The organism is Streptococcus sp. VTCC 12905, assembly GCF_049893385.1.
In the GTDB taxonomy this organism is placed as follows: Bacteria; Bacillota; Bacilli; order Lactobacillales; family Streptococcaceae; genus Streptococcus; species Streptococcus suis_AA.
In genome coordinates this window covers 1-930 of record NZ_JBMVJC010000070.1, presented here as the reverse complement: position 1 = coordinate 930, position 930 = coordinate 1, and the positions used below count along the sequence as shown (strand labels likewise).

Below are 930 nucleotides of genomic sequence, written 5' to 3'. Positions count from 1 at the left end.
GGCACAGAGATGCAAAAACATTATACACCAAAAGGCAAACATTTGACAATGGATAACCGTCGCCTGATTGAACGATGGAAAAATGAAAATATGTCCAATTGTGAAATTGCTGGTTTACTTGGAAAGGCTCCTCAGACCATTAATAATGAAGTCAAACGTGGGACAACTTTACAACAAGTGCGAAAAGGGCTGTACAAAAAAGTCTATTCTGCCGACTATGCACAAACGGTATACCAAATTAATCGAAAACGATCGGTGAAAAAGATAATCCCAACGAAAGAATTGAAAGAGAAAATAGTACACTATACTAAGCAAAAATTTTCTCCTGAAATGATGGTTAAGAAGAAGAAAATAAAAGTGGGTATTTCAACCATTTACTTTTGGTTTCATAATGGCCATTTAGGATTGACGAAGTTGATACCAGTTCATCCTTACAAAACTACAGACTGTGCAGGCATCCCGCACTGCACTGATGGTAATCTTTATAGTTTAGCAAATTCTCACATTTCTGCTGCATATGGTACAGTATTTTGTCATTTAAGCGAATTGTTTCCTGAAGAATATATTTGCTGCAACAGCTACCCCCTTCATGGGAAAGACGGAGTATATTAGATCAGTGGACGTTTTTAGGTCAAAATATAAAGACTAAAGAGTGATGAATAATTCTTAATCTATAGATTCTGAGATATGACTCTAAAGAAATTTAAAAGTTGATCAGGTACCCTTAAATACCCACACATTTTACTCTCTCTACTTTTTAGAAGTTTACTTCAAATGTTTTAGGTGAATTGCTTTGCACGAAAAACACAACGTTTATGCTTTCTTCATTCTAATTGACATTGAGCAAGCATAAAAGGCTCTATAATTTCTGTAGTGGGTAAATCCACTGTAGAGATTATGGAGCCTTTTTTAGTGTAGAAAAAAAGTCCC

1 pseudogene is annotated in these 930 nt (G+C 35.2%); it reads left to right on the top strand.

What is annotated here, in order from left to right:
• Positions 1-9: 9 nt before the first annotated feature.
• Positions 10-438 (top strand): annotated as a pseudogene (locus ACPC58_RS11625) (transposase); the annotation flags it as partial.
• Between the last annotated feature and the right edge of the window lie 492 nt (positions 439-930).